The organism is Enterococcus sp. DIV1089c (assembly GCF_050530965.1).
GTDB classification, from domain to species: Bacteria; Bacillota; Bacilli; order Lactobacillales; family Enterococcaceae; genus Enterococcus_B; species Enterococcus_B hirae.
In genome coordinates this window covers 223501-246404 of the sequence record NZ_CP172888.1, presented here as the reverse complement: position 1 = coordinate 246404, position 22904 = coordinate 223501, and the positions used below count along the sequence as shown (strand labels likewise).

Below are 22904 nucleotides of genomic sequence, written 5' to 3'. Positions count from 1 at the left end.
GTAAAGACTATCAATGAGAGAAACAACAAAAATAGCAAGAAAAGAGTGAGCATGGAATTATTTCGGTGAAAATACTCGATAATCATCTTCCTTTATCATTTAGATCTTGTTTTGCTTGTGTAATTGGTTGTCTATTAACTGGATTCTGCTTTGTTGTAGTTTCCTGTACTTTGTCTTTTAATTGAGCTTTTTGTCGCTGTCCATTCCCTTGTTCTAATTCCATATGCTTTTCCAGAGAGGCGATCAGCTTATCTGTATATTCTATATCTTGTTTTACCAATCCTTTAAAACTATTAATCAAAGGCATCATTTTGGCAACCAGAAGTTGTGATTGACTCTGAGTAGTGTTTTCCAGTTGAACATTCAAATTTAAAAAACGCTCTCTTTCCTTGCTCACATCTTTCTTTAACTTTTCAAGACTTTTTGTTCCTAGAAGTTTTTTCCCTAATGCTAACTCAGCTTTTTGAGCGTCAATTTCTTTTTTCAACATATATTTTTGTAACCAATTCACACCTTTTGCTAATTTTTCTTCGTTTTTGTTCATACTATCCTGCAATTTATCGATTCGTTGAGTCAAATGAACCTTCATATTTTCCTGATCTCGTGGTTCTACGTCTAATTTTTTTGCATGATTTAAATAATTTAATCGATTCATCCGTTCTTTTTTCAAATAAGAAACTCGAGCATACTGCTTCTGTCTTTGCTTATCTAACTCTAGGATCGTTTTATATGTATGTAAAAATTCCTTATCCAATAGCATGGGAATTTCCATCTTTATACTCTTTTTTTTATTTCCATTTACCTCAGTTAATTGGTAAATCTTGGCATTTTTTTTAGATACTACTTCTTGTTCAACAAGCTGATAAATTTTTTCTTTTGTTTTAACCTCTTTTGCTTTTGGTAGTATTGACATTTTTTTACTCCTTATCATTTAGTAATCGAGATATTTCGAAAACGAATGCATTGTGCCTAAACTTAGACGAAACGCATTTGGACAAACGAAACTTTCCAAACATATTACTAATTACGTGAATCGTGTTCAGGCGTTGATCTTTGTTGTTTCTCTGGTTGGCTTTGTTGTTTCCCTGGTTGGCTTTGTGGCTGCGTAACTCCTTCTATCAGAGTATATAATTCACGTGGACCATTTGTTTTTTGCACATCATTTATTTTTATTGTTTCATGCACTTCATTTGTTTCTTGCTCATCATTTCTTTCCATTTCGGCTTGTACTTTATTCTGATATTCATGTAACTCCGCATTTAGTACTTGTGGGCGATGATTCTTGATATTTTCAAATCTCTGCTGTGTCTCTAAGAAATTTTTTTCGGTCGTATAAATTGAGCGAGCAAGTTCGCCTAATAGCGGTGCCACGTACGGAAATAGACTGGCTGATACTTTATTATTTAAATCTATAAAACCTTTCTTCACCATACTAAATTGTTCATTCATATTCAAATCAGAATATTCTTTCGTTATTTTATTTATCCATTTCTTCTTTATCTTTTTACTATCAACCTCCCCACTCAAACTATAGCCTTTCCCATAAAGTGATGATAGATCAGACTCCAGTTTACCTTTTATAAGCTTTTGTTCATTTTCCAATGAACGCTTCTCTTTTTCCAAAGCTCCTATTTCACCTGTAAAATAACTTAAAAATCTTCTAAACGGTGAAGCTTTGATCTTATCGATTTCATCAGTCTTCTCCTTGATTAGTACTGGTATTGCATTTAACCGATTCAATTTGTTATCCATGTTGTTTTTTTCATTAGTGTAGCTAGTCAATTCTACGCCTATCTCTTCTTCCAACGACTGAATTTTTATTTTCATGTCGTCTTCATCACGCTCTAACTTATTTTGCATACTAATTACTGAACTCATGTCTTTATTTAGTTCAAAACACTTTTGTACTTCTTTTTTAGGAACAACTAATGATTCCTTATATGAACCAAAAGAATATTCGCTCATTAGACGTAGATCTGATTTTTCGTGTTTTTTCAACAGTTTTTGTTTGTTTTGTTCAATTGACGCAATTTTAGCTTGGTCGTTAGTGACATACGCTGCTATACATTCCTTTTTATATTTCTTAAATTTATCTTCCTGTTCCATTTCTAAACTAGATACTGCCGCATTTTTATTTTTGTTATTTAAATCCCCCATATCTGCTTATCTCCTTTATTACTTTAGTGTGTTAAGAATAACACGCACGACAACTGTTATTTCTCCGACATTTTCTCAGTTTGGAAATTTTTGTTTTAAAATTGTTTATCCTTTGTTTTTTGATTTGAAAGCATATTCTCATAAGTGTTCTGGAATAGAAAAAAACTGACTTTTGTTCCCATTTTTACTGGTTAAAAAGTCAGCTATATAAATATTTTGTTATTTATGATTCTATATTAGTTAATAAAGTTTCAAAGAAAATAGCACTAGAAGCTGCTCCGGGATCGATATGGCCAATGGCTCTTTCCCCTAGATAAGAGGCACGTCCTTTTTTGGCTACTAAATCTTTTGTATGTTCCTTCGCTTCTTCAATCACTTCTTCTGTTAATCGATTATTCTTCAAGGCTTCAGTAACAGGTAACCAGACATCTAGCATCGTTTTCTCTTCTGCTTCTGCTTTCCCCCTAGCTTGAATCCCATTTTTTCCTTCTTCAATGATTTTCCCTAATTGTTCTTGTGATGTAATCACATCAATGTCTTTTGTAGCCTTCATCATATTCATAAAGGCAGAACCATATAATGGTCCAGAAGCACCTCCAACTTTTGAGATCATTGCCATCGAAAGAACCTTGAACGTGTCACTGATCGTTTTCGGTTGTTCTTTTTGAAACGCTTCTTGATAAGCCGTCATCCCTCGCCCCATATTATTGCCATGATCGCCATCACCGATCGGCGTGTCGAGCTCACTCAGATAACTTTTATTTTCATCGATTTTCTCTGTAAAATCCGTTAACCACGCTTGAATTTCTTTGACCGTTAGTTCCATCATTCTCCTACCTTCTACCACGAAATTGTGTGAACTTCACTTTCCAATGCTTCCTGCCATTTCTTAGTTGTTAGGTCAATCATCGTCAGAGATAATCCTTGCATGTCTAAAGAAGTCATAAAATCACCGACTTTATGAAATGTCACTTTGACTGCTTCTTGTTCGAGTAATGATTGGACATCATTCATAAAAACAAAGAGTTCCATCAATGGCGTGCCACCCATCCCATTAACTAGCACTCCAACTTCTTTTGGTTTCTCTGGGTAGTCAGCTAAAATTTTTGTTACTAATTCTTCAGCTAATACTTTAGCAGGTTGTAACTTTTCTCTACGATAACCAGGCTCGCCATGGATCCCTACTCCGTATTCGATCTCATCTTCGGCTAATTCAAATCCTGGCTTTCCTACTTCAGGAACCGTGGCCGCACGCAATGCCACACCAATCGTCTTGATCGCTGGAACTAGTCTATCTCCTAGTTCCTTCAATTCTTGCAAGGATGCACCTTTCCTAGCGGCATCCCCTAAGATTTTATGCACAAGAACTGTTCCAGCTACTCCACGTTTGCCAGCAGTATATGTGCTATTTTCCACCGCAATGTCATCATCCACTACAACACTTTCTACTTCAATCCCTTCCATAGCCGCCATTTCTTTAGCCATGTCAAAATTGAGTACATCTCCTGTATAATTCTTGATGATCAATAAAACGCCTTTTCCTTGATCCGCTTCTTTGATAGCTATCTGAATCTGATCAGGTGTCGGCGAAGTAAAAACATCTCCTAAAACTGCGGCACTCAACATCCCAGCACCAACAAAACCTGCATGCGCTGGTTCATGACCACTTCCTCCCCCAGAAACCAAGCCAACTTGTTCTACTTGATCATTTTTTGCTACTACTCGAGAATCAGCTACTTGGTGAATCATTTCTGGATAACTTATCACTAAACCAGACAACATTTCTTCTACGATTGTACTAGGATTATTCATGATTTTTTTCATTTCACGTCCACCCTTTCTTTCCCGCATTCTGTGCTTCCGTTAGTATTTGTTGAGGATCATCCGTGATACCTGCTGTGATCGCTCCAGCAAAAGCCCCTTCAACAAGTGGCGCATCCACAAGATAGTATTTCTTTTGTTGGTCTTCATTCAACATTTCCTTGGCCATTTCAGCGTTCAAAACCGCACTCCCGATATCCGCAAACACAAAATACATGGCGGAATCAGCTGATTGGTTGATCGCATCGATGATTTTCATCGGATCAGAACCAATTCTTCCCTCTACTCCTCCTAAGGAAAAAAGTAACACATCTTCTGATTGTTGCATCTGTTCAATCATTTCTTTGAGTCCATCCGTTAACTGTTGACTATGGGAGACAAGTAAGATACTTTTTTTCATGCCATTTCTCCTTCTTCCTTTTGTGGTCACGCCAAGTTTGCGCTTTCATTCTTTTGATCATCAACTACATTCTTTTGCATAGTTCCAGTATATAATAGAATGTCCATTTTTTGGAAATGATGCGCTGTAATTGACTAGCTAATTCCAATTGCGACTTAAGAAATAAATTTTGATATACTATTTTTAAAGAAAGGAGTGATCGAATGATCATTACAACAACAAACAACGTGGAAAATAAAGAAGTAACAGCATATAAAGGCATTGTTTTTGGTGAAGTCATTACTGGAATCAACGTATTAAAAGATATCGGGGCAGGATTTCGCAATGTTTTTGGCGGACGTTCAAAAAGCTACGAGGATGAATTGCTTGCTGCACGTGAAGAGGCCTTAGCAGAAATGCAAGAGCGTGCTCGATCATTAGGTGCAGATGCAGTCATTGGGATGAAAATGGATTATGAAGTATTGGGGAGCGATAACGGAATGCTAATGGTCACCTGTAGTGGGACAGCGGTGACAATAAACTAGTTCAGACATGAGGTTGTGAAAAGAGTGTCTTGACCTGAGCGCTCACCAAGTAAAAACTGCGACGAGTAATCGCAGGAGCATTAAGGATGAAAATCTCGAAACAGCTCCTCATGTTTGAGATTTTTTGACTTATCGCCGAAGGTCAGCTCTTTGAACGCCGTGAATCAGAGGTCGTGAAAACATCGGGTAGCTCTGATGACAATAAGAAAGAATTTTTTGAAACAGCTTCTCATGTTTTGAAAAATTCAGGCTTATTTCAAGGAGCTGATGTTTGAACACCGTTTATTCGTTTTTAGAGATACTAGAAGAGACTGAGATAGAACTCTCACTTAAAAAATATTCCGAACCTGTTCTACCAATACACCGATTCAAAAAACAGATGGATATAAAATAAGGTGTTTCCTAAAAAATATACGTAAAAACGTTAAATTTTAGGGAACACCTATGCTCTTTTTTCCTAAATTTAATTGATTATCCAAGTAAGATACTGCTATCTAATTATTTATGTACGTTGCTCTTTTCATCAATGGATTATTTTCTGTTTTACTATCTATGATTGCTGGCATTTCACCATCCGATTATCCTCTTGAAGTTCGATTCGTTTTAAGGAAGATGCCTTCAATTTACTAAGCTGATTCTTTTTTTCATTTTCTATTTCTTTTTTTATTTCTTTTATTTCTTCGATTTCTTCTTCTACTTCTTCTTCGATTTCTTCTTTTATGTCTTCTTCTGTTTCTTTTTTTATTTCTTTTAGTTCCTTAATAACATCTCTATTTGGAAACAAGTCTTTTATAATATTTTTTACTCTAGTCTCTGATTCCTTGATTTGTTGATCTATTTCCTCCTTTTGCTTCCGTGCGTTAGGACCGAACTCCTCGACTTCTGGATCTCGCTTACTATCGTCAATTTCACTTTTTGGTTTTGTTTCCTGTTTTATTTCCTGTTTCTTTGGTTTGGAAGGCATCACTTTATATTCTTTTAAAAATTCATCCACCATTTCAGCGTGTTTATTTTCTGCGGCTACATGGATACTCTTCGCAACCTTAAACTCATCTGAAAAAGGTTGATATGTTTCCATATGATCCAATATCTGCCATGCACCATCAACTTTTTCTTGTTGTAAGTCAATTTCTTTTATAGCTTTATCCATCGCTTTTTTCTTTTCAGCTTCTGCGGCTACTTCTGCAGCTGATTGCTGAGTTATTCCTTCCTGAAAAACTGGCCTTCCCATTCTTATTTCACTCCTTCGTATATTGATAAATTAAGCGTAACATGACAATAAAAACTTTATTTTTTAATAATTTCTTTGTTTGGAAATTTTTAATAAAGTTTCATTCTTCTAGAATAAAAAGGCACTTCATCGTACCCTTAAAAATTCTGCGAGATCAAACTAACGTTTTTTGAAACAAGTAGTATTTAGGATCCTCTATCTGTACTTACTCGTCAGCATTTACCAATCGTTGACTTCACCTCCGAAAGCAAACAAAAAAATCAAGAAGATCAAAAGCAATTTTTGCTTCTCCATTCTTGATTTTAATGCCAATCCTATATTTTTCTTATTTACAGATTCAAAAGATGCTCCTTCAATAACAGACCACTTTTTTCTTCAGAAATCTCTTGTATCACTTGATACGTATATCATATCTTAGTAAAACATCAAGCAAGATACCGCCACATATTAGAGAGTACAAAATTTTATTCTCTATAATGTATGTACTTCTCTGCCAATTGATTGATTCGTTTGGTTATGTACTTGTTGAGATTTCCGGTTGCGATTTTTGTTATTTTTTAACAACTTCTTATTCCAGGCATTCGTTACCAATATTCTATACTTTTGATAATCAACAGATTTTTTCGGTGACTGATCCACTTTTTTTGAAGGTTCCTTATCTTTAAGTTCCAACATCACCCAAAAACCCAATTGTTCTTTTATCTTTGGTTGTTGCTCCTTAATAAATTTTAAACTTTTCTTTATTTGAGCAGCTAGTTCATTATTAATCTTTGGATGTTCTTCTCCTGTTGGATATTTATTTTTCAGCTGTTTCAACTGGCTTTTTAAATCTGCCAATCCATTGTTAACATGATCAACTTCCTTTCTCGCCTTGATAAAAATTCTCTCAGCCTGCTCATTCTTTTCTGTTTCAATCCTTTTTCGCTCAATGAGTTCCTTTATTTTATTCTCAAAAGTTGTCGATAAGACACTTTTTTTGGCAGTGTACTTTTCTCTAGCTTTTATATGTTTTTTAGTAAATCGACTAATAAATCGTTTTACTCTCGGCTGATCGCTATTAATCATTTTTTTCGTTGATTTTTCCCAATCCTTATGTATCTTCGCAATTTCTTGGATAATTTTTTTCACAGAATGACTTGCCTTATCACGTTCTTGTATCGTTAAGTCATATAATTGTTTAAAGTCACTGGAAAAGATATTTTGAACTTTCATATCTAATTCGGTGCTTTTATGGACTAAATATTGATACAAACCAGGTGCATTTAATTCTTCAATACGTACATTTTTATTTCCCAATTCAGCCGAAAGTTGATTGGTAAAGATATTTTCTCTTTCATTCAAATGTTTGCTTTTAGCATTTTGTTCCCTTCTTTCATTTGTTTGATTTACTGTTTCGATTACTGTTTGATCTATCGCTTTGCTTATCAGACGAATAAATCCTTGTTGATCTTTACTTTGTTCTTGCTTACGGTATTCGTCTATTTTTTGCAGATTTTGTGTTATACCTCCCACAGTACCTTTAACTTCTTCTAAATTCTTCTGTAAATTTTCTATTTTTTTCGTTAAAGCTTCCCTATTTACCTCTTTTGGTACATTTTCCTTTACTATTTCATAATTCTGATTTAAATCATTCAAAGTGGCTCCTATGTTTGCACACTTTTCTTTCCACCCCTCAAATATTTCATTACTAGAGAAAACTTCATTAAGGATATTCTCATTTCTTGTGTAAACTGTTTGTGCTTCTTCTATTTTAGAATTCATAGTATTAATTGTAGCTTTTTTTGTATCTAACTCTGTTCGTAATTCGGCCTGTTCCTTAGTAAAAAAATTAATGATTTTTCTAAAGAACGACTGATCAATCGCTTTAATTTTCGATTCTATTTGTTCAGCATCTGATTGTAGAGATAACTTTTCAACATAGCTATCCAAAAAATTTTTTTTGGCTTCATCACGTTCTCTTATACTATTTAAGATATTTTTAGTTTCTTCGTCTAGTTTAGATAACTTTGTATGTGCTTCTTCCTTTTTACTTTCTAACGGGCTTAATTTGTCGATAACTTCAGTTTCTACTGTCTCATAAAGAGAAGAATCTTTTTGTTTAAAAAATTCTCGTTCTTCATCTACTGCTAAACTACCTTCTTGAACTATTGATTGAGTTTCTTGCTTCCTTTCTGGTATCCTCGCTTCTGCATTATTCGGAGAATGTTTTATTTTTGCACGTTCTCTTTTATCTTGAATTTCTCCATTTGTTTCTTCCATAATATGTAAATCCCACTTTGCTTTTAAGTAGTCATTCTCTACTTTTCTTGCTTTATCATTATGAGGATGGGTTGAATAAGCGTCATAAATTGAGAAGAGCTGTGCTACTAATTTTTTTTGCGCCTTCAATTCTTCACGACTATATTCCTTATCTGTTGCTTTAATTGGGTGTCTTAGCATCGTTGCTAACTTTTCCTCTTCTTTTTCATGAATACGAGCTGCGTTTTTATAATTTTCTCCGTGAGGATAGGTAGCGTGACTATCCATTGTTTTATAGGCGTTCTCTACTATTTTTTTTTGCTTATCAATCTCTGATTTTGTAAATCCTCTACCTTCTGCTATTTCTGTCATTAGATCCCCTTCTCTTATTTGATTAATAATCTGAATGTAACACAAATATAGAGTTTTTTAGCCAAAAATTTCTAAATAACAGATTTTTTGTTCTATGCTAATGATATTTATTCCTAGCGACTTTCTTTATTGATGAGAATCGCTGAACTAATAACTGTTTTTTATCTTTATCTCCTCATCATTAACTACAAATATTATTTTTTCCTTCATAAAAAATATCATTCGTTTGTTTTTTTGGAACAATCTTCGATGTTGAATATTTAGAATATTATTTAGCAAGTAAAAAGGATATGATTTTTCGCCTCATCAAGCAAAAAATCACATCCATATCATGTTAGAACATCTTTTTCATTCACTTTTCCAACGATCCTTTTCAAAAATTATCTTTTAGAACAAGGATATTCGCTGAATCAGCATGAGTTTCATTCACTTTTACTTCGCCAAACGGTAGATGGCATCTGCATAAATGGCAGTTGCTCTGAAAAGGTCATCCAGACTCATAAATTCGTTGGCTTGGTGCATTGTATCTGTATAGCCTGGGAACATTGCGCCGTAAGCTACACCACGTTTCAATAGTCGGCCATAGGTTCCGCCGCCAATGATTTGTTCATAGCCTTTTTCGCCTGTATGGTCTTCATAAACTTGCAATAAAGTTGCTACCAATGGATCTTCCATTGGTACATAGTGAGGTTCCATGACACGTGCGCCACGAGTAACTGTTGCTCCTTCTGCTTTCATCGTTGTTGCAATGTCATTTTCTAAGCCATCAACGGTAACCCCTTTTGGAAAACGGAAGTTCATGTTGATATAGTTATCTTCTTCTGACCCATTTTCTTTAAAGGCAAACAATCCAGCGTTCATGGTCAATTTACCCATTTTTTCGTCTTCATGGGCAACCCCTAATTTTTCTCCATAAAAATCTTCATGAACATAGGCTGCTGCTACATGAATGAATTGTTTAGCAGAACCGATAAATTCATAATCGTCTAAGAATAATGCTAAGAATGAACCGGCATTGATCCCTGATTGAGGACTTGCACCATGTGCGCCCTTTCCGATCAATTCGATTTTCACATAGGTATTATCCGCTTCGATCGAACCACTTACTGGGTTTGCTTCAACAAAACGATAAAAAGCTTCTTCCATTTGGATCGCAGCTTCCGCACTTGGTACTTCAAGAGTCGCTGTTGCTGTTCCAGGCACCATGTTTTCACGTAAACCTGAAGTAAATGTCTTCAAGACATAATCTCCTGCGTTATCTCCTTGGAAACGTAGTGCGAAAGAAACATTTCCTTTTTCACCATTGATGATTGGAAATTCTGCATCTGGAGAAAAGCCAAAGTCAGGTTCTTCTTCATGTTCAAAGTAGTAAGCCATGTCTGCCCAACCACTTTCTTCATCACTACCAACTACAAAACGAACTTTTTTGGATAATTCCAAGTCAAGATCTTTGATGATCTTCATGGCATAGTAAGCAGCCATGCTTGGTCCTTTATCATCACTAGAACCACGAGCAAAGATTTTCCCATCTTTGATTACTGGTTCATAAGGATCTGTGTCCCAACCATCACCTGCTGGTACTACGTCCATATGACCAAAAATACCTAAAGTTTCATCGCCTTCACCAAGATCAATATGTCCTGCATAGTTATCAACATTTTTTACGACAAACCCATCACGTTCGCCATAAGCCAACATATGTTTTAGCGCATCTCGAGGTCCAGGTCCAAAAGGTGCATCAGGAGTTACTTTTGAATCATCCCGTTCACTGTTCACACGTAAAAGATTTTTTAAATCTTCAAGTAGTTCTTCTTTACGTGCTTCTACTTCTTTTTGCCAATCGATTGTCATAAAATCAATCCTCCACTCATTAAGTCTACCTGTCCATCATACCATAAATCCTGCAAAAAAAACGTGCAAAAAAATTTGTGGTTCCTTAGCCAAACGGTATTTTATTTAAAAATACTCAGTTATAATAAAAGAAAGGAGGCGGAAAAATTGTTAATAGATAGCGATTTATTACAAAAAGTAATTCAACCACGCCCAGAAAAGTCACATAAAGGAACTTTCGGTCGTACTGTCTTGATTGGCGGTAACCATCAATTTGGTGGTGCGATCATCATGAGTGCACTAGCGACTGTACACAGTGGCGCAGGATTAACGACTGTTGCTACGGACCAGCGAAATCAAGCACCGCTTCACACCCATTTACCTGAAGCCATGTGCATCGACTGGCAAGAAAAAGAACAACTGTTAGCAGTGATGGACACGGCAGACGTTCTATTGATTGGTCCAGGATTAGGGGACTCCTCATTGAGTTTAGAATTATTAGCATTCACTTTAGCACATCAAAAAAGCCATCAGTGGTTAGTGATGGACGGTTCAGCATTAACATTATTCGCTAAAGAAAATCTAACCCTCCATTTTCCCGAGCAAACCGTCATGACTCCTCATCAAATGGAATGGCAAAGAGTAAGCTCACTTAAGATTGAGGAACAAACACCTGAGAACAACCGCAAGCAGCAAGCCAAATTAGGCGCAACGATTGTTTTAAAAAGTCATCGAACCACGATCTACGGGCAACAAGAATGTTATCAAAATACTACTGGCTCTGCCGCAATGGCCACTGGAGGTACTGGTGATACATTAGCTGGTATGATCACTGGATTCTTGGCACAATTTCCTAAAAACGATGAAACAATCGCAGCAGCTGTCTACCTGCATAGTTTTATTGGGGATCAACTGGCAAAAAAACAATATGTTGTTTTACCGACACAAATCAGTCAAGCAACCCCTCAATGGATGCACTATTTTAGTCAGAAAAAAGATGGAAACAAGGAGTTCTAATGATGGAAAAATTTACTGGATACATGCGTGAGCCGTTTTACTATGAAACCGATCAAATGGGGATCATCCACCACAGCAACTATATCCGTTGGATGGAAGAATCTCGTGTTGCTTTATTGGATCATTTAGGTTTCAGCTATACAAAAATTGAAAAACTAGGAGTGATCATCCCTGTTTTAGAAGTCACTTGCCAGTACAAAGAAATGATTCGTTATGGTGAAACTGTTCGTATTTTGCCTAAAATCGAACAATATAGTGGCACAAGATTAAATTTTAGTTATGAAATCTACGGTTTAGATGACGGAAAATTACGAACAACTGGCTCTAGCAAACATTGTTTTTTACTCGCTGACAATCAGAAGTTAACCAAACTTGAACGGGTAAATCCTGCATTAGATCGCTTATTCCACGAGTATGCACAGTTGGATAGCTGAAGAATAGTATTTACCTCTTGTATTTTTTAGGATCTCCATTACGGATTTTCTTAAAAAAAATCAAAAAAGCTGCCTTTTTTCTTGTGTTGGCTTGATTCATCCGTATAATAAAATAAAAAGCAGGTGATCATCATGTATGTTGTGAAAGTATTGCACGGTTACATTGATAAAACAGGCTGCCGCACAAGAGAAAAAAATCCAGATAACTTATTGATTTTCAAAGAAAAAAAAGCATCAGAAGCTTTTGCTAAATCGATCGGAGGGCGTGTCAAACAACTGCACGAAGTACGCCCTGATTGAAATAAAACCTCAATCATTAGTTAGTCAACATGGTTGAGGTTTTTGCTTGTCCAAAAAATTTCTTTAAAAAACGAGCTTACCAAAAAGAGTGATCCTTTTGGTAGGCTCGTTTTTCTTACTATTTTCTCTCTTCTATCTTGAGAGGGTTAGTTTGTCACCAGTTAATTGAATATTAACAGCATCTACTATTTTTCCTTCTTTTGACAAAACAGCAATATTTATGCCCGCTTTATTTCTTGCAACATTTATATCGCCCACTTTTATCGCAGCAAACTGTTGGTCAGCATACGGTGTAAAACTTGAAGATACTGAGATCTCTTTCCCATTGATTTCTTGGCTAACAGAATTATAGTTCTTTGTCTGTGAAAATTCAGGATTTTTTCCTAACAGACGGATACCCGAAAAATTCTAAGAACTTTCTGAATCCCCATTTTTAAACTCAGGGAACAGCTTACGGATCTCTTCAGCTAACTGCTGGTTCATTTGTGCCTTGTCTCCTGCACCTGCCATCACAACCAAATGATCAGTTTGACTTAATGCTTCAAAATAGGCGTTAGCATTCCAAATACTCATCCATTTTGGATCTCCCTGTTGATAGATTGTTTCCCAAGCCTCTTTTGGTACTGAATGAATGGACTCTAAACCAAAATATTTTGCATTCGCTCGATTGACTTGTTTCGTTATATCCGTTTTTACGTGGGATAGTCCTCCCGAGTAAGCAGTATGACCAGTTTGATTATAAATCGTAAAGTTGGCAATCACCGGATTCAAATTCCCTTGTTTTTTTTTGCTCCCTGACGTAATGGTATTGTTGATTGATCTCTCTATAAGAAAGTGCGATGTCATTGACTCCTAAAGCAAAAGTAAATAGAAATTGGGTAATCAATACGCCACTAATCACCCCATAAAATGCTCCCTGGGTAGATTTCAACACTTTATCTGGCCATTCAAACGCCATCGCCATAATGATAAATAAAACACCACCAAAAAATGATCTTCCCCAATCAAGTCCAGCTGGTGAAAGAGATAATACATAGATCGTGGCTATCCCTGCAAAGAGATAGATATAGGATAGTCTCAACCATTCTTTGTGTTTACTAAAGAAAATTCCCAACACGATCAGAACCGCCATCAACACAAAAAGAGCTAAACTATTTTCATATAGCGTTTTTGTGATTGAAAAAACGCCCGAATACAATTTCCGAGGTAAAGACCACTGGCTACGAGCAAAATAAGTAGCTCGAACAGCATTTCCAGGGGCTGTTACCATCATGAATAAGCCAAAAATTGCTCCTAACAATCCTGTGAACATCCATGGTCGTAAAGGCTTTTTCTTTTGATAATAAAAATAGAGGTAGCCAAGAACGATCAAGATCATCCCACCAGAAGTGTTTTCATTACACCAGCCAGCTAAGATTCCTAAAATGAGTAGCAATATGCTATTTACTATAGGATTAAAAGACAATTCTTGCTCTTTCTCATAATAGCGGTGGTAAAGAAATAGGAAACTGACAACGATGATACCTCCCCATAAATAGTTAGCAGCACCAGTTTCCCATAAAATTGTTTGACCGAAAGCTGGGACAAATAACCATAAAAATACATTAATTAAAAAATATTTGAAGGAATAAAACGTAGTATTATCTTTTGTGGTCATTTTATAAATCAATAATGTCAATAAAACATAGATCAGTGGATTGACCAAATTAAATACTGTTTTAGGCATCAACAAAAATAAACGTGCAATGATATGGACAACGGATCTTCCCGTCCAAGTCATATATTGTGTGTATTCATCATGTAAAATAGACGAAAAACTACTTGTTTTATACATATACTCAATATCATCCGCAATTAACGGTGTCAAAAAGTTTAAAACAACCATGATAACATAGGCAGAAATAAGAACTAAAATTTTTTTATTATTGCGGATAGTCTCTTTTATTTGTTTCACTTCGCTCCTACTTTCTTCTTAAATTTTGCTATAAAAAGGGTTCCTGTGATTCACAAAGAAAATTATAGCATTTTTTGATTCAACTTACATTCTTACTTTTGTATTCGACTGCCACATAGATCAAATAAGGAAAAAACCATCAGTAATCATGAATGCGTGTTATGTACGAATAATCAAAGGACTAACCCTATTCTCCGCCCCTGAAAAAGGGAGATAAAGACCAAGCACCTGACCTGTTCGTTATTCGAAAAAAGACAGCATAAGCAAGATTATCGTAATAGCAAGAGGTCGTGAAAGAAGCGTTCAGCTCCGAGCGAATAAGAGAGGATTTTTTAAAATAGCTCCTCATATTTTAGAAAATCATCGCTTATTGTTGAGGAGTTGCTTCTTGAACGCCGTGAATCAGAGGTCGTGAAAACATCGGGTAGCTCTGATGACAATAAGAAAGAATTTTTTGAAACAGCTTCTCATGTTTTGAAAAATTCAGGCTTATTTCAAGGAGCTGATGTTTGAACACCGTTTAGCAAAAGGCTGTGAAAGAAACGACTAACTCCGAGCAAATAAGAGAGGATTTTTTTAAATAGCTCCTCATATTTTAGAAAACCATCGATTATTGTTGAGGAGTTGCTTTTTAAACGCCGTTTATTCACTTTTAGAGACACTCGAAGAGACTGAGGGGAGTTTTGGACTCCGAGGAAAATAAGAAAATACTTTTCGAAATACTTTCTCATTTTTTGAAACATTAAGGTTTATTTCAATTTGCCTATGTATAAACACCTTCTAGAACAAGAAATCGTGAAAGAATCTTTTCTTCTTTCTGTTCAAATTATTCTAAGATTTCTCTTCACCCACATCATTTTTCATAGCGCACAAATTTTTAGAACATAAATAAATCCCTTATGCTAAAAGCACAAGGGATAAAAAATCTTTTACACTTCATTCGTGTAAGGGTCCCATCAAAATTAAATTGATGCACCGAAAAATAGTATTATTTGTATACGGTTAATTCTTATTTACAAATTAATTGTATTTTCTAAATTCTTTTTTGTCAAGCCACTTATAAACCTTCTTGGCTTCTTCTATTTAATTCTTTTAATCTAAAATTTTCTTCTTGTAAGAGTTTGATTTGCTCATTCAACTTCTCCACATCTTCTTTAGCTTTTTGTTTACTTTCTGCTATATCCTCTTCCATCTGTTTCAATAAAAAAGGAGTAAGATACTGAGATATTTTTAAAGATATTTCGTCTAACTTTGCTCCATCAGATATCAGTCCGTGTCTTTTCAATATTCTACTACGACTTATATATCTTAGTTGGTCTATTCTAATAGTAGAGTTATACAATAAATTACCTTGATTGTTAGTTTTTTGTTTTATTTTTACTAACAATGGATTATTTATATCTTGATAATATCTAGGAGATGAGGTTATAGGAGCGACTACTAATCCTTTAATTCCAGCTTGTAACACTACAGCATTATGGACAAAAGTTAATTCTTCCCCGAATCCTCCAAAAAAATCAACAAAAACTATTTGTCCTCTTTGAAATTTTTGTCGCTGAATACCTTTTAAAACGGGTATTCCTTGATGATTAATATAGTTTGAATATCCATAACACCATTTTATTCCATCTTTCATCTTCATATTTTCTACTTGCTTGGTCAATTTATAATGTCTGAAAGAGATATCGCTCATTAATTTTTTATCAGAACCTACTTTTAATTCTGCTTGGTATTGATTTGAAGCTACTTGTTTATAATACTGTCTATCCATAAACATATTCACAACCTTTTAATATCTTAATTAATATTTTGGGTTTCACATATGCAAGCCTGTTCTCTACATAGGCATACTCTTTTTCGAGAAATTTTCAAAAAATAACGGTATATTTTTTATTCAATCGCTTGTAAAATCCAGTCACTTAACTCCTGAATCTCCAATTTTTATCTTAGAATCTAATTATTTACACGATTTTCCGCCAGTCAATATTTCCATCTTATTTCTTTTATTCTTTACTTTGTATTGAAACTTTATAGATTGATTTCATAATTTACAATGTTTATTAACGATTCGTCAGTTGTATGTATTGGATTATTCTTGTTATACATCCATCCTTCACTTGAAAATTAGACCACACAGGAACGCTCTGCTTTATTTTTTCATCAATCCTCCCATTATTTAATAATTTTTTCGTATACTAAACATCTCTTTAGAAGCAATAAAACAAACAAACGTTCCTATAAATTTCATCATAAGAGCGCATTCATTTCTATGTTTAAATGTGAATAAATTATCAATCTACGGTTTAGTTAGAACTCTTTATTCTATGAGGTTGAGACAAAAGTGTTTAGCAACAAGAAATAAGAAGGAGATTCCGAGAATTGACAAGAAACACAAACACTAGCTTTTGCTGTTGATTGTTACTACTTGATGCTTCTCATATTTCCAGTAAATTTCGGACTTGTTTTTTGAAGATGCTACTTTTGTCTCACCGTGAACAAGAGGCTGTGAAAGAAGCGTTCAGCTCCGAGCGAATAAGAGAGGATTTTTTAAAATAGCTCCTCATATTTTAGAAAATCATCGATTATTGTTGAGGAGTTGTTTCTTGAACGCCGTTTAGCAAGAGGTCGTGAAAACATCGGGTAGCTCTGATGACAATAAGAAAGAATTTTTTGAAACAGCTTCTCATGTTTTGAAAAATTCAGGCTTATTTCAAGGAGCTGATGTTTGAACACCTTTTAGCAAAAGGCTGTGAAAGAAACGACTAACTCCGAGCAAATAAGAGAGGATTTTTTTAAATAGCTCCTCATATTTTAGAAAACCATCGATTATTGTTGAGGAGTTGTTTCTTGAACGCCGTTTATTCACTTTTAGAGCCACCAGAAGCGACTGAGGCAAGTTTTGGTTCAGTCTCCTGTTGTTAAAGATACTAAAGAAAAGATGACCTTCTATTTTTGAAAAAGTCTGGGTCAATTCTGTGACAAAAGAAAAACCCCGCTCGATAAAAGCGGGGTATACGTTGGTTTAACAACGTTTATTTGATTATTTAGCTAAAGCATCTTTAGCTTGGTCAGCTAATGCAGTAAATGCTGCTGCATCGTGGACAGCTAAGTCGGCTAACATTTTACGGTTGATGTCGATTTCAGCTAATTTCAAACCGTGCATCAATTTTGAGTAGCTCAAGCCATTCATACGAGCCGCTGCGTTAATACGAGCAATCCACAATTTACGGAAGTCGCGTTTCTTTTGACGACGATCGCGATATGCGTAGTTGTATGAATTCATTACTTGTTCTTTTGCTGTTTTAAATAAAGTGTGTTTTGAACCGTAGTAACCTTTTGCTAATTTTAGCATTCTTTTACGACGTTTACGAGTGACTGTTCCACCTTTAACACGTGCCATGTTTAATTCCTCCTAATAAAAATAAATCTTCAAATTTCGATCTTTTTGTTTTTTTTATTTCATTTTTGCTAGTTGTTGGCGAATACGTTTGAAGTCGCCACTAGAAACCATGCTTGCTTTACGCAATTGACGGCGTTGTTTTTTTGTTTTACCGTGGAAACGGTGACTTGTAAACGCGCGGAAACGTTTTAATCCGCCTTTACCAGTACGTTTGAAACGTTTTGCTGATCCGCGGTGTGTTTTTTGTTTTGGCATGACTATATTTCCTCCTCAAAATCTTTCGTTATCCGACTATCGACTGTCCAACAGTCAGTGAGTCATTCAAATTACTTACTGTCGTTTTTCGGTGCCAGCGTCAAGAACATGCTGCGTCCGTCCATTTTCGCTTTTTGCTCAACTGTCGCAATATCAGCAGTTTCTTCAGCTAAGCGATCCAAGACTTTTTGACCAATTTCTTTGTGGGTAATGGCACGGCCTTTGAAGCGGATAGAAGCTTTCACTTTATCGCCCTTCTCTAAGAACTTACGTGCATTACGAAGTTTTGTATTGAAGTCATTCACGTCAATTGTTGGACTTAAACGAACTTCTTTAACATTGATCACTTTTTGTTTTTTACGCGCCTCGCGGTCTTTCTTTTGTTGCTCGAAACGGTATTTTCCGTAGTCCATGATTCGCGCAACTGGTGGCTTCGCACTTGGGGCAACTAACACAAGATCTAAATTTGCTTGTTCTGCAATTTTCAATGCTTCTGCTTTTGTCTTAACTCCTAATTGCTCACCATCTGAACCGATCAATCGTAACTCACGTGCACGAATGCCGTCGTTAACCATCATATCCTTTGCTATGGTCATTCACCTCCAAATATTATGAGAGAAAGAAAAGCGTACCGAATATTCGGCAATAAAAAAACGAGTTCTCTTCCAGAACCCGCACGTACTTCACCTAATTCAATAGATGAAAACTATCTAGCCCAGTGACTGAATCAACTAAGGCGAGAAGCGGGTGCTTCTGCTTTTATTTCTCAACTTCAATAGTATAGCAAATCTATATTTCTTTGTCAATCTTTTTCACTAGTGACTCTCGAAACATTCTCCAATCATTTAATTACTTTAGTTGTATACTTGTCTAAATAAAAAAACTTTTAGCTATCGAAACACACCCTTCATCAGACACTCAACTTTTTTGGTGACCGTCTTCCTTGAAACTAACGAATCCTACGCCACAATGCGATCAGCATCCAAACTGACAATATCAGGCTGATGAATAAGGCGATCCCCCAACCAAAGACAGAATGTGTAAAAGGCAATTGTAGATTCATACCGAAAAAGCCTGTCACAATGGTAGGAACAGTCAGAATCAACGACCAGACTGTCAAAAATTTCATTGTGTCATTTAAGTTGTTGTTCAACAAATTATTATACGTTCCCGAAAGTTGATCAAGGATCTGGGAGGCCAAATTGGTCATTTCCACTGCCTGTTTTGCTTCAATCAATGCATCATCCAATTGTTCCTTCTCTTTTTCAGTGAGCTTTCGATAAATCGCTAATGCTTTGATTTGTTCTAATAATACGACATTTTGTTTTGTACCAGTCACTAGATAAACTAAACCAACTTCGAGGTCAGATAAAGCTAGTAAATTGCGGTTCGTAGTTTTTTCTCGCAACTTTTGGTTTAAGCGTTGTCGTTCACTATTCACTTCTTCAATCAACGGGAAGAAGGAATCTGAAATCAGAAAGAGCGTACGGAAAAGTAAACTATATACATTTATCTCGGAATCTCGATCTAAGATTGAACGAATCAGGCGAATCACATATTCTGTATTTTGAGTCGTAAATGTAAATAGACCATTTTCTTTTAGAATAAATGCTACTGGACTTGTTTCATAGTGGTTTTCGATTTTTTGTTGATGAGGAACATTGGTGACTAAAAGTAAAATATCATCAAGAGTATCATATTCCACACGAGCACGTTCATTTTTGTCTAAAGAATAGGTAAGCATCTCATCACTAATGCCATACTCTTCCTTAAGATTTTTGATTCCCATTACATCATCTCTAGGCACATTCAGCCAAAAATTTTGATCAAAATTAAAAAAATGTTTTTCTCTCATACCGTCCCCTTCTTCCTGTGCTGATAGATTCATTAGGTATCTCACAACGATTCTTCTAAGTATTCTTGGCGAATTTACAAATCGTTAGCCCTTCCGACCGCTGTCTCGCTCTTAAAAATAAATAAGCCGATGAAAAGCGAAAATAGCTCTCCTATTTTCAATTTCTTCGGCTTAGCTATCGAAGTTAGATCCTGTCTTCTTTATACTATCATTTTTTATTGAACTCAAGAAACAAAGACTTCTTGACGAATTTCTGCCAACTTTTCTTCAATCATGTTCAGCACTTCTACTTTTGCTTGGGGATCTTCCACAAAATTGAATCGATCGCCATCAATTTGGATTTTGGGACTTTCATTGTACTCGTCATACCATTGATCATAGCGACGATTCAATTCTTTGTAATAATCATATAAGCTTGGATCGAAGGAAAGTTGTTCATATGATCGTCCTCTTTTTTCGATCCGTTCAAGCATTGTATCAAATGAAACACGAATATGAACCAATAAATCCGGATGTTTTTTATGTGCGGCATACGGCAACTCTTCCATCATATTGGCTAATAGCTCGTCGTATACTCGAACTTCTGTTTCAGTTGCCCGCCCCAAATCAGCATTCAAATGAAAAAGCAAAGAATCTTCATAGATCGAACGATCTAAAACATTGTTGTCTTCTTTCATTGCCTGCTTGATACTTTCAAAACGTTTATTCAAAAAATAGATTTGTAACAAAAACGCATACTGCTCAGGATTGGCATAAAATAAAGGCAATACCTCATTATCCTCGATTGACTCATAAAAAGCTCGACTTCCAAAGTGTTCAGCCATCATTTCTGTTAAACTTGATTTTCCAGCGCCAATGGTACCTGCTAAAACAATCACACTCATTAACCTCCAACTCACTTTATCACTAAATGTTGTGTCTTTTTTCAATTCTTTTTAAATATACCCCCAATATCTGGTGGTGTCAATTAGGAATAACAGGATATTTCCATTCATAAAATTCAATAAAATCTTAAGAAAAAAGAGGTTTTTCAACAGAAAACGTATTCTTTATTTTACTTCTGGGAAGGTTTTAGTAAAATAAAGATGAATTGTTTTTTGAACTTCTATGTTATACAATCTGTTCGTTAGCGCAAAGGATCCAAGGCGCTTTATTTTTTGCTCAAAAAAGTTATGGGAATAAAAGAAGGAGTTAGATTATGGCAAATTATGGCCAAGGGGAATCAAATGGTAAAATTATTCTGATGGGCGAACATGCAGTTGTCTACGGCGAACCGGCAATCGCTTTTCCTTTTCAGGCAGCAAAAGTAGTTGCTTCCTTGAATGAACACATCACTTCGTCAGGAGATCAGCTTGTTTCTTCCTACTATACAGGAATACTGCGTGATGCCCCACATTCGTTAAAAAACATCAAGCAGTTAGTATTCAACTTAAAAAAGGAACTGCAAATTGAGCAATCATTAGAGTTAACTATTCACAGCACTATCCCTGCCGAACGTGGAATGGGCTCAAGCGCTGCAGTAGCTACGGCAGTTACTCGTGCCTTTTACGATTATCTCGAACAACCACTTTCTCGCGAACAGCTCTTGACAAATGTTCAAATTTCAGAAAAAATTGCCCATGGTAATCCTAGTGGTATCGATGCTGCGGCAACAAGCAGTTTAGAACCAATCTACTTTGTGAAAGGACACCCGTTTGATTATTTCTCTTTAAATATCGACGCTTTTTTGATTGTCGCTGATACCGGAATCAAAGGTCAGACGCGAGCAGTGGTCAAAGACGTTGCTCATTTATTTGAAAAAGATCAGCGGAAAGTTGGACAAAAAATCCAACAACTAGGATACTTAACAAGGCAAGCCAAAAAAGCCATTGTTAAAAATAACCCCGAGCATTTAGCCCAAGCGATGAATGAAGCCCAACTAATTTTAAAAAATTTAACGATCAGCAACGATTTTCTTGATGTATTGATCGAAACCGCTAGAGATTCAGGCGCTTTGGGAGCAAAACTAACTGGTGGTGGTCGAGGTGGCTGCATGATTGCGCTAGCTCAAACAAAAACAAAAGCCCAAGAAATCAGCGAAGCCCTCTTACAAGCGGGAGCAGCTGCAACTTGGATTCAAGGATTAGGAGTACATACCTATGTTTAAAGGCAAAGCACGAGCATATACGAATATCGCCCTTATCAAGTACTGGGGTAAAAAAAATGAATCATTAATTCTCCCGATGAATAACAGCTTATCACTCACATTAGATGCATTTTATACGGAAACTGAAGTCAGCTTTTCAGAAGCTTACACAGAAGACCAATTTTATTTAGATAATCAATTGCAAGATGAAAAAGCAACCAAAAAAATCAGTACTTTTTTGGATATTGTGAGAGAAAAAGCGGGTACCACGAAAAAAGCAAAAGTGATCAGCCAGAATTTCGTTCCGACTGCTGCGGGTTTAGCTTCTTCTGCCAGCGGCTTAGCGGCTTTAGCCGGAGCATGCAACGAGGCATTGAAATTAGGATTAGATGATCAAGCTTTATCAAGACTGGCTCGTAGAGGATCAGGTTCCGCTTGTCGGAGTATTTTTGGTGGATTTGTTGAATGGGAAAAAGGACACGATGATCAAAGCTCGTATGCTCATCCAATTTCCTCAGACGGTTTTGAAGATCACTTAGCGATGGTCTTTCTATTGTTGAATGAACAAAAAAAGGATGTCTCAAGTCGTGATGGTATGCGCCGAACGGTTGAAACTTCAAGTTTTTATCAAGGATGGTTAGATTCTGTCGAAGCCGATCTTTATCAACTAAAACAAGCAATCAAAACTAAGAACTTTCAACTTCTAGGTGAAACTATGGAACAAAATGGGTTAAAAATGCATGGAACGACATTAGCTGCACGTCCGCCATTTACCTACTGGTCTCCTGATAGTTTAAAAGCCATGCAAGCGGTGCGGGATTTAAGAAACCAAGGGATTCCTTGTTACTTTACTATGGATGCTGGGCCAAATGTGAAAGTGCTAGTTCAAAAAGACCATCTAGATAAGGTCAAAACAGCATTTAGTGACTTATTTAGTAGCCAACAAGTCATTTCGGCTTTTGCAGGTCCAGGAATGACGATTATTGAATAA

At 35.9% G+C, this 22904-nt stretch carries 23 protein-coding genes and 1 other annotated feature; of the genes, 6 read left to right on the top strand and 17 right to left on the bottom strand.

The window, feature by feature from the left end; genetic code table 11:
• Window positions 1-82: 82 nt before the first annotated feature.
• From IGL30_RS01220 to dhaM, 5 genes are all read right to left on the bottom strand, one after another.
• Window positions 83-913 carry a hypothetical protein gene (locus tag IGL30_RS01220; RefSeq protein ID WP_088745362.1) on the bottom strand — a complete coding sequence of 277 codons (831 nt, stop codon included), beginning with the start codon at window positions 911-913 and terminating at the stop codon, window positions 83-85.
• A 107-nt stretch (window positions 914-1020) separates the two neighbouring features.
• Window positions 1021-2157: a hypothetical protein gene (locus IGL30_RS01215; protein WP_088745361.1), complete on the bottom strand. Its 1137-nt coding sequence runs from the start codon at window positions 2155-2157 to the stop codon at window positions 1021-1023.
• A gap of 223 nt (window positions 2158-2380) precedes the next feature.
• The gene (dhaL, locus tag IGL30_RS01210) at window positions 2381-2983 is read right to left on the bottom strand and encodes a dihydroxyacetone kinase subunit DhaL (protein ID WP_010720270.1); all 603 of its coding nucleotides are present in this window, start codon (window positions 2981-2983) and stop codon (window positions 2381-2383) included.
• A gap of 14 nt (window positions 2984-2997) precedes the next feature.
• Entirely contained in the window at window positions 2998-3981 is a 984-nt protein-coding gene (gene dhaK, locus IGL30_RS01205; RefSeq protein ID WP_088745360.1) for a dihydroxyacetone kinase subunit DhaK, read from the bottom strand.
• A gap of 1 nt (window position 3982) precedes the next feature.
• Entirely contained in the window at window positions 3983-4378 is a 396-nt protein-coding gene (gene dhaM / locus IGL30_RS01200; protein WP_010720272.1) for a dihydroxyacetone kinase phosphoryl donor subunit DhaM, read from the bottom strand.
• A gap of 203 nt (window positions 4379-4581) precedes the next feature.
• Here dhaM and IGL30_RS01195 point away from each other — a divergent pair, with 203 nt between their 5' ends.
• Window positions 4582-4902: a putative heavy metal-binding protein gene (locus IGL30_RS01195; protein WP_010720273.1), complete on the top strand. Its 321-nt coding sequence runs from the start codon at window positions 4582-4584 to the stop codon at window positions 4900-4902.
• A gap of 550 nt (window positions 4903-5452) precedes the next feature.
• Here the strand turns inward: IGL30_RS01195 and IGL30_RS01190 are convergent.
• From IGL30_RS01190 to pepV, 3 genes are all read right to left on the bottom strand, one after another.
• Window positions 5453-6133, bottom strand: coding sequence for a hypothetical protein (locus tag IGL30_RS01190; RefSeq protein ID WP_123874926.1), 681 nt, complete (start codon window positions 6131-6133; stop codon window positions 5453-5455).
• 471 nt (window positions 6134-6604) lie between these two features.
• Window positions 6605-8743, bottom strand: a complete 2139-nt coding sequence (locus tag IGL30_RS01185; RefSeq protein ID WP_260221566.1) for a hypothetical protein — start codon at window positions 8741-8743, stop codon at window positions 6605-6607.
• A gap of 432 nt (window positions 8744-9175) precedes the next feature.
• Window positions 9176-10594, bottom strand: a complete 1419-nt coding sequence (gene pepV, locus IGL30_RS01180) for a dipeptidase PepV (RefSeq protein WP_010736907.1) — start codon at window positions 10592-10594, stop codon at window positions 9176-9178.
• Between the two features lie 147 nt (window positions 10595-10741).
• Between pepV and IGL30_RS01175 the strand changes: the two genes are divergently transcribed.
• The 3 genes from IGL30_RS01175 to IGL30_RS01165 all read left to right on the top strand — a co-directional run bounded on the left by IGL30_RS01175 (window position 10742) and on the right by IGL30_RS01165 (window position 12324).
• Window positions 10742-11590, top strand: coding sequence for an NAD(P)H-hydrate dehydratase (locus IGL30_RS01175; protein ID WP_088745358.1), 849 nt, complete (start codon window positions 10742-10744; stop codon window positions 11588-11590).
• A gap of 2 nt (window positions 11591-11592) precedes the next feature.
• On the top strand, window positions 11593-12024 hold the full coding sequence (locus IGL30_RS01170) for an acyl-CoA thioesterase (protein ID WP_014834326.1): 432 nt from the start codon (window positions 11593-11595) through the stop codon (window positions 12022-12024).
• A gap of 132 nt (window positions 12025-12156) precedes the next feature.
• Window positions 12157-12324 (top strand): hypothetical protein, encoded by a 168-nt coding sequence (locus IGL30_RS01165; RefSeq protein ID WP_010720280.1) that lies wholly within the window; start codon window positions 12157-12159, stop codon window positions 12322-12324.
• 132 nt (window positions 12325-12456) lie between these two features.
• Here IGL30_RS01165 and IGL30_RS01160 read toward each other — a convergent pair whose 3' ends face one another.
• The 9 genes from IGL30_RS01160 to IGL30_RS01120 form a co-directional block, all read right to left on the bottom strand.
• Window positions 12457-12582 carry a hypothetical protein gene (locus tag IGL30_RS01160; RefSeq protein WP_283397847.1) on the bottom strand — a complete coding sequence of 42 codons (126 nt, stop codon included), beginning with the start codon at window positions 12580-12582 and terminating at the stop codon, window positions 12457-12459.
• Window positions 12583-12732: 150 nt separating this feature from the next.
• The gene (locus IGL30_RS01155) at window positions 12733-13086 is read right to left on the bottom strand and encodes a hypothetical protein (protein ID WP_260221551.1); all 354 of its coding nucleotides are present in this window, start codon (window positions 13084-13086) and stop codon (window positions 12733-12735) included.
• Complete coding sequence (locus IGL30_RS01150; RefSeq protein ID WP_260221549.1) at window positions 13061-14278, bottom strand: DUF3329 domain-containing protein; 1218 nt, start codon at window positions 14276-14278, stop codon at window positions 13061-13063. Before IGL30_RS01150 ends, IGL30_RS01155 begins: the two co-directional genes overlap by 26 nt.
• 1057 nt (window positions 14279-15335) lie before the next feature.
• Window positions 15336-16049, bottom strand: coding sequence for a type II toxin-antitoxin system PemK/MazF family toxin (locus IGL30_RS01145; RefSeq protein WP_185068152.1), 714 nt, complete (start codon window positions 16047-16049; stop codon window positions 15336-15338).
• A gap of 1269 nt (window positions 16050-17318) precedes the next feature.
• Window positions 17319-17678, bottom strand: coding sequence for a 50S ribosomal protein L20 (rplT, locus tag IGL30_RS01140; protein ID WP_010720283.1), 360 nt, complete (start codon window positions 17676-17678; stop codon window positions 17319-17321).
• A gap of 54 nt (window positions 17679-17732) precedes the next feature.
• Complete coding sequence (gene rpmI, locus IGL30_RS01135) at window positions 17733-17933, bottom strand: 50S ribosomal protein L35 (protein WP_002289309.1); 201 nt, start codon at window positions 17931-17933, stop codon at window positions 17733-17735.
• Window positions 17934-18004: 71 nt separating this feature from the next.
• Window positions 18005-18529: a translation initiation factor IF-3 gene (gene infC, locus IGL30_RS01130; protein WP_010720284.1), complete on the bottom strand. Its 525-nt coding sequence runs from the start codon at window positions 18527-18529 to the stop codon at window positions 18005-18007.
• A gap of 43 nt (window positions 18530-18572) precedes the next feature.
• Window positions 18573-18698, bottom strand: a sequence feature (ribosomal protein L20 leader region).
• A 184-nt stretch (window positions 18699-18882) separates the two neighbouring features.
• Complete coding sequence (locus tag IGL30_RS01125; RefSeq protein ID WP_010736889.1) at window positions 18883-19788, bottom strand: magnesium transporter CorA family protein; 906 nt, start codon at window positions 19786-19788, stop codon at window positions 18883-18885.
• 224 nt (window positions 19789-20012) lie between these two features.
• A complete protein-coding gene (locus IGL30_RS01120) occupies window positions 20013-20672 on the bottom strand; it encodes a deoxynucleoside kinase (RefSeq protein ID WP_025480454.1) in 660 nt (219 codons plus the stop codon).
• Window positions 20673-20986: 314 nt separating this feature from the next.
• Here IGL30_RS01120 and mvk point away from each other — a divergent pair, with 314 nt between their 5' ends.
• Window positions 20987-21934 carry a mevalonate kinase gene (gene mvk, locus IGL30_RS01115; protein WP_123874924.1) on the top strand — a complete coding sequence of 316 codons (948 nt, stop codon included), beginning with the start codon at window positions 20987-20989 and terminating at the stop codon, window positions 21932-21934.
• Window positions 21927-22904: a diphosphomevalonate decarboxylase gene (gene mvaD, locus IGL30_RS01110; protein WP_063626468.1), complete on the top strand. Its 978-nt coding sequence runs from the start codon at window positions 21927-21929 to the stop codon at window positions 22902-22904. Before mvk ends, mvaD begins: the two co-directional genes overlap by 8 nt.